Here is a 6,051-nt window from a genome sequence, read left to right as displayed (position 1 = left end):
AGTACGAGGCCGACTCGGGCGCACGCCCAGCCGGGCGCCCAACGCCGCGCGCTGATCTGCCAAGATCCGCCGGACAGGCCCTAGGCCCTGTCCGGGGCCGGTCAGGGCCCGGCGGTGAAGGCGACCCGGGTGCAGTGCCGGCCGGTGCGGACGGTGAGGCCGTGCTCGGGCAGGCCGGCCGGGTCGCCGCCGTCGGAGAGCCAGCAGGCGACGGCGGAGCCGAGCAGCAGGGGGTCGAGGACGGGCTCGGGGCTGCCGAAGTCGCGTGCGGCGTGGGCTTCGAGGAGTCGGCCGCCGGGCAGCCGGAGCAGGTGCCGGGCCGGGCCGAGGGCGGCCACCGCGACGGCGAGGCCGGGCAGTTCGAGGGCGGTGTCGGCGAGCCACTCGACGGCGGGGCGTTCGGCCCGGGCCTCGGTGCGGGCGAGGACTTCGGCGGTGTACCGCAGGGCGTCGCCCGGGTGGTCGTCGGTGAGGGCGTGGAAGCCGCGCGGGGTGTGGTCGTCGGGGTGGAAGGGGTAGCGCCGCAGGCTGACCTCCGTCCCCTCGCTCTTGCCCTCGACGTCGTACGCGCTGGGCCCTTCGCCGCCTCCGGGCCGGGGCGCGGGCTTGGGGTAGGGCGGCAGGACGGGTTCGCCGGCGGGCTCGTCGAGGCCGTCGAGGAAGGAGTAGAGCAGTGGGCGCAGCAGTCGGGCGGATTCGCCGCGGTGGGCGAGCGAGCGGTCGGTGATGGCCGTCAGGTCGGTGCGGTCGTCCGGGGTCCGGGCCAGGGCGAGTTCGAGTTGGGCGGCGAGGTCGCCGTCGGGGTCGAGGACGGGTGCGGCCTGGCCGAAGGCGTAGCTGGGGGACCGCGGGTCGAGTTCGGCGGCGCCGGTGGCGACGATCATCGTGGGCCGTCGCAGGGCGGCGCCGTAGAAGGAGACCGAGCCGTGGTCGCCGATCATGACGTCGGCGGCGACGAGGGCGGCCTGCCAGCCCTGGTGGGGCGGGACGAGGCGCAGGCCCATCCGCCGGGCGTCGTCGAGCAGGGCCGCCGGGTCGTGCCGGCTCCAGATGTTGGGGTGCAGCACGACGGCCACCGCGTACTCGTCGGCGGGCAGTCGGCGGACCAGCCGCTGCGGCAGGTCGGGGTGACGGCCGAATAACGAGTGCTCGCTCCAGGTGGAGTCGACGACGACGAGTCGGCGGCCGTCGACGGCGCCGAGGGCGGCGCGGTAGCCGTCGCGGGAGCGTCGGCTGCGCAGGATCCGGTCGAAGCACGGGTCGCCGACGACCTCGGCGACGTCCAGGGCCTCGGGGCAGGAGGCCCGCAGCCGGTCCAGCTGTTCGGGGTGGGAGAGGCCGAGGACGTCGACGAACACCTCTCCGCGGTGGGTGAGTTCGTTGCGGGAGAGGCCGGCGGAGCTGACCGCGTCGCCGGTGGACTCGGTGACCAGGCGGTTGTAGCCGGCACCGTGCGGGAGGACGACCAGGCGGGCGTCCAGCCGGTGCATGGAGGCGTGGACGGCGCAGGCGACGGCCAGGTCGAAGCGGTGGCGGACGGCGTCCTCCCAGTCCAGCACGGTGTAGCCGGGCAGGCCGTGGAGGTACTCGTCCAGGGCGCGGTCGGCGAAGGCGGAGCCGGGGTTGACGGTGAAGTACCGCTCGATGCCGTCCGGGTCGAGCAGGGTGAGGACGTCCAGGACCCGGGTCGCCGAGGTGAGGGTGCGGGCGACCGCCAGCACGCGGGCCTTGACCGGGCGGGTGTTCCAGCGGTCGGCGGGCCAGACGTGGGGGTGGGACGGCACATCGTGATCGTACTCACCCCGCCGCGCCCCCGGCGTGGTTTGCCGAGTGTCGGTCAGCCCGCCGCCGCGGCGGGCTCCTCGTGGTCGGCGGCGGCGCACTCGTCGAGGAGGGGGCGCAGGGCGTCGTCCACGAGCCGGTAGCGCACCACGCGTCCGTCCTTGTCGCCGGTGACCACGCCCGCCGTGCGGAGCAGTCGCAGGGCCTGGGAGACGGCCGGGTCGCGCATGCCGGTGGCGACCGCCAGGTCGCTGACGGCGAGCGGGCCGGCCCGGTGGAGGGCGAGCAGCAGGGCGAGCCGGCCGGGGTCGGAGAGCAGGGAGAACCGCTCGGCCCAGGTCCGGACGTGGGCGGTGTCCCCGATGGCGGCGATGGCCTCGCAGACCCGGTGTCCGTCGATGGTGCGGTGGCCCGCGCGGTCGGCCGGTACGAGATGCATGCGGACATTCTGGCAGCTCACGACCTGTGATCCTGGACACCTGCACAGGTGCGCAACCTTGCGAGGGTGTGGTCCTGCCCCTACGGTGTTCCCCGCCGTGGTGCTCGGGAAGACCGGTGACGGACCCTCAACAGGTCCCATTCCGGAGCGGCCCTCGCCACTGTGATCGGGGGACAGTCGTCCGGATCCACGTGCCACTGGGTGCTTCGTGCACCTGGGAAGGCGGGTCGGGAAGCCCCGTGAGCCAGGAGACCGGCCACGGCATCTCACGAAGTCATTCCACGAGGTGCTGGAGCGTGATCCGAAGATGACCCTGCCCGAAACCGCCGCGCCCGCCGAGGCGGGCCCCGCCCCCTCCGTACTGCCCACCTTCCGGTGGAAGCGCGAGGACACCCTCCGGACCGCCGGGTTGATGGGGGTGATCCTGGCCATGCACGTGGTGGCCTTCGGGACCCTCGTCTTCCTGGTCGCGCCGCACAACTACGCCGTCGGCACCCAGGTCTTCGGGGTGGGCCTGGGCATCACGGCCTACACCCTCGGCATGCGGCACGCCTTCGACGCCGACCACATCGCGGTGATCGACAACACCACCCGCAAGCTGATGGCGGACGGCAAGCGGCCGGTCTCGGTCGGCTTCTGGTTCGCGCTCGGCCACTCCTCGATGGTGGTCATCATGGCCGCCCTGGTGGCGGGCGGCGCCCAGCTGGCGAACACGCTGATGGACGACGACTCGGCCACCCACAAGTGGCTCGGGCTGGTCGGCACCACGGCCTCCGGCGCCTTCCTCTACCTGATCGGCGCGCTCAACCTGGCGGCGCTGCTCGGCATCCTCAAGGTGTTCCGCTCGATGCGGGCCGGGCAGTTCGACGAGTCGGAGCTGGAGGCGCACCTCGACTCGCGCGGCTTCATGGCCCGGATCCTGAACCGGGCGACCCGCTCGATCACCCGGCCCGGGCAGATGTTCCCGGTCGGCATGGTGCTGGGCCTGGGCTTCGACACCGCGACCGAGGTCACCCTGATGGTGATGGCCGGTTCGGGCGCGGCGGCCGGGCTGCCCTGGTACGCGATCGTCTGCCTGCCGCTGCTGTTCGCGGCCGGGATGAGCCTGTTCGACACCCTGGACGGGACGTTCATGAACTTCGCGTACCAGTGGGCCTTCTCCAACCCGGTGCGCAAGGTGTACTACAACCTGACCATCACCGGGCTGTCGATCGCGGTGGCCTTCATCATCGGCACCATCGAGCTGGTCGGCGTGCTGCACGAGAAGCTCGACCTGACCGACCCGGTGACCGGGTTCATCGCGGACATCTCGCTGGACAACGTCGGCTACGCGATCGCCGGGCTGTTCGTGGTGGTGTGGGCGATCGCCATCGCGTACTGGAAGCTGGCGGGCGTCGAGAAGCGCTGGACGCCCACGCAGCAGCAGTAGCGGTGGCGGCAGTGCCCGCGCGTCGCGAACGGCGCCTCCCCGAGCCGGGGAGGCGCCGTTCGCGTTCCGCCGTCAGTGCCGGTCGCCGTAGCGGCGGCGGAACTGCTCGACCCGGCCGGCGGTGTCGAGCACCCGGGACTGGCCGGTGTAGAAGGGGTGGCTCGCCGAGGAGATCTCGACGTCGATCACCGGGTAGGTGTTGCCGTCCTCCCACTCGACCGTGCGGTCACCGGTGACCGTGGAGCGGGTGAGGAAGGCGAGGCCGCCGACCTTGTCGCGGAAGACGACCGGGCGGTAGGCGGGGTGGATTCCGGGCTTCATGGCTGGGCTCCTCCGAGGGGTTCGTGCGGTCAGCGCTCTTCGCGGAAGTCGACGTGCCGGCCCGCGACCGGGTCGTACTTGCGCAGGACCATCCGGTCCGGGTCGTTGCGGCGGTTCTTGCGGGTCACGTACGTGTAGCCGGTGCCGGCGGTGGAGCGGAGCTTGATCACGGGGCGCAGTTCGCTGCGGGCCATCGGGCGTCCTCCTGGGGTCTCGGGCCCGTGGACCCTCGGGGTCCGGGGGCCTCCGGGTGCGGGGTTCGCGGGGATGGATCGGAACCGTACACCGAAATGGATGTCATTTTCATCTGGTGTAACGTGACCTCCGTCCTGCCCATTCCCGGACGCCAGGGAGCACCCATGTCCGCCCACTGCCGGCTCACCGGCCGCCGGCCCGGCTTCGGCAACGCGATCTCGCACTCGCACCGCCGCACCCCGCGCCGCTTCGACCCCAACATCCAGCGCAAGCGCTACTGGCTGCCCAGTGAGGGCCGGTACGTCCGGCTGGTGCTGAGCGCCAAGGGGATCAAGACCGTCGACACGATCGGCGTCGAGGCCGCCGTCGCCCGCATCCGCGCCCGAGGGGGGAAGGTCTGATGGCCAAGCAGAGCAAGATCGCCAAGAACGAGCAGCGGCGAGTGATCGTCGCCCGCTACGCCCAGCGCCGGGCCGAACTCAAGCGGCTCATCGCCCACCCCGGCACCGCCCCCGCCGAGCGCGCCGCCGCCCAGGCCGAACTCGCCCGCCAGCCCCGCGACGCGAGCCCCACCAGGGTCCGCAACCGCGATGCCGTCGACGGCCGGCCGCGCGGCTACCTGCGCGCCTTCGGCCTCTCCCGGGTCAACCTGCGCGTCCACGCCCACGCCGGACACCTGCCGGGCGTGCGCAAGGCGAGCTGGTGAGCGGCATGGACGGCACCAGGCTCCCGGTGGTGGTGGTCGCCGGGCTGCACCCGGACGAACGCCGGTCCGCCGTCGAGGAGTTGACGGCCGCCGCGGTGGACGCCGTGGTGCTGCGGCACGACCTGCGGGACGCCGCGCGCGGCCTGGTCCACCGCGAACTGCGGGACGCCGGCGGGGCGTTCGACACCGGCTCGGTCCCGCTGGTGAACGACTGCCCGTGCTGCGCCCTGCGCGAGGACCTGCTGCCCCGGCTGCTGGAACTCGCCGACGGCGGCCGGTACGGGCTCGCGGTGGTCGAACTCTGGGGCGGCAGCGACCCGCACCCCGCGGTCGAGGTGCTCGCCGGGGGCGAGGTGGACGGCCGCCCCCTGGCGGAGGCGATCGAACTCGCGGGCGTGGTCACCGCCGTCGACCCGGACCGGCTGGTCGGCGAACTCTCCGTGCCCGACGAGCTGGTGGAGCACGGGCAGCACACCGCCGCCCGGGACGAACGCACCCGCGCCGAGGCGCTCGCCCACCAGGTCGAGTACGCCACCACGCTCGCCGTGCCGCGCGCCACCGCGCACGCGCCGGGGCTCGCGCTGCTGCGCCAGCTCCACCCGACCGCCCGGGTGGTCCGGCTCGGCACCGGTGCGCTCGCCCGGGCCGCCCTCGGCGGCTTCGACGTGGCCGCCGCGCGCGACCGCGTCAACCCGGCGATCGCGCTGCTCCCCCAGGAGAGCGACGAGGCCGGGGTGAGCACCCTGGTCTGGGAGCGCCGCCGGCCGCTGCACCCGGAACGGCTGCACCGGGCCCTCGAACTGCTCGTCCCGGCCGCCCAGCGCAGCCGCGGCAGGTTCTGGCTCGCCAACCGGCCCGACCTGATGCTCGCCTGGGACGCGGCCGGGGCCAACCTCGCGGTCGAGGAGTGCGGGCCCTGGCTGATCGCCCTGCCCGACGCCGCCTGGGACCTCTACCCGCCGGCCCGCCGCGCCGCGGCCGCCCTCGACTGGCACCCCCTGCACGGGGACCGGGTGCAGCAGCTCAGCTTCACCGCGGAGGGGTTGGACGTCGACGGCCTCACCGAACTGCTCGACTCCTGCCTGCTCACCGACACCGAACTCGCCGCCGGCGAACCCGGCTGGAAGGCCCTCCCGGACGGCTTCCGGGACCTCCTCGACCCCGTCCACCACTGACCGA

At 73.6% G+C, this 6,051-nt stretch carries 8 protein-coding genes and 1 riboswitch; of the genes, 4 read left to right on the top strand and 4 right to left on the bottom strand.

Annotated features, from left to right (window positions below):
- Window positions 1–101: 101 nt before the first annotated feature.
- Together ACFXPX_RS23345 and ACFXPX_RS23340 are read right to left on the bottom strand one after the other, a co-directional pair.
- A complete protein-coding gene (locus ACFXPX_RS23345) occupies window positions 102–1,784 on the bottom strand; it encodes a hypothetical protein (RefSeq protein ID WP_375889965.1) in 1,683 nt (560 codons plus the stop codon).
- Window positions 1,785–1,837: 53 nt separating this feature from the next.
- Complete coding sequence (locus ACFXPX_RS23340; RefSeq protein WP_380401448.1) at window positions 1,838–2,221, bottom strand: ArsR/SmtB family transcription factor; 384 nt, start codon at window positions 2,219–2,221, stop codon at window positions 1,838–1,840.
- An 81-nt stretch (window positions 2,222–2,302) separates the two neighbouring features.
- A riboswitch (cobalamin riboswitch) is annotated at window positions 2,303–2,497 on the top strand.
- Window positions 2,498–2,528: 31 nt separating this feature from the next.
- On the opposite strand from ACFXPX_RS23340, the gene ACFXPX_RS23335 reads away from it, so the two are divergent.
- Entirely contained in the window at window positions 2,529–3,650 is a 1,122-nt protein-coding gene (locus ACFXPX_RS23335) for a HoxN/HupN/NixA family nickel/cobalt transporter (protein ID WP_375889961.1), read from the top strand.
- Between the two features lie 72 nt (window positions 3,651–3,722).
- Here ACFXPX_RS23335 and ACFXPX_RS23330 read toward each other — a convergent pair whose 3' ends face one another.
- Together ACFXPX_RS23330 and rpmG are read right to left on the bottom strand one after the other, a co-directional pair.
- Window positions 3,723–3,971 (bottom strand): type B 50S ribosomal protein L31, encoded by a 249-nt coding sequence (locus tag ACFXPX_RS23330; RefSeq protein ID WP_375889960.1) that lies wholly within the window; start codon window positions 3,969–3,971, stop codon window positions 3,723–3,725.
- 29 nt (window positions 3,972–4,000) lie between these two features.
- Entirely contained in the window at window positions 4,001–4,165 is a 165-nt protein-coding gene (rpmG, locus tag ACFXPX_RS23325) for a 50S ribosomal protein L33 (RefSeq protein WP_350508653.1), read from the bottom strand.
- 165 nt (window positions 4,166–4,330) lie between these two features.
- On the opposite strand from rpmG, the gene rpmB reads away from it, so the two are divergent.
- The 3 genes from rpmB to ACFXPX_RS23310 are packed head-to-tail and all read left to right on the top strand — an operon-like array spanning window position 4,331 to window position 6,047.
- On the top strand, window positions 4,331–4,567 hold the full coding sequence (gene rpmB, locus ACFXPX_RS23320; RefSeq protein ID WP_350508652.1) for a 50S ribosomal protein L28: 237 nt from the start codon (window positions 4,331–4,333) through the stop codon (window positions 4,565–4,567).
- Window positions 4,567–4,872 carry a 30S ribosomal protein S14 gene (gene rpsN / locus ACFXPX_RS23315; protein ID WP_375889956.1) on the top strand — a complete coding sequence of 102 codons (306 nt, stop codon included), beginning with the start codon at window positions 4,567–4,569 and terminating at the stop codon, window positions 4,870–4,872. The genes rpmB and rpsN overlap by 1 nt, the downstream gene beginning before the upstream one ends.
- A 5-nt stretch (window positions 4,873–4,877) precedes the next feature.
- Window positions 4,878–6,047, top strand: a complete 1,170-nt coding sequence (locus ACFXPX_RS23310; protein WP_380524866.1) for a CobW family GTP-binding protein — start codon at window positions 4,878–4,880, stop codon at window positions 6,045–6,047.
- Window positions 6,048–6,051 lie beyond the last annotated feature (4 nt).

The organism is Kitasatospora sp. NPDC059146, from assembly GCF_042786665.1.
In the GTDB taxonomy this organism is placed as follows: domain Bacteria; phylum Actinomycetota; class Actinomycetes; order Streptomycetales; family Streptomycetaceae; genus Kitasatospora.
Note: the sequence above shows the minus strand (reverse complement) of the source record. Positions and strands in the feature narration are given on the sequence as shown.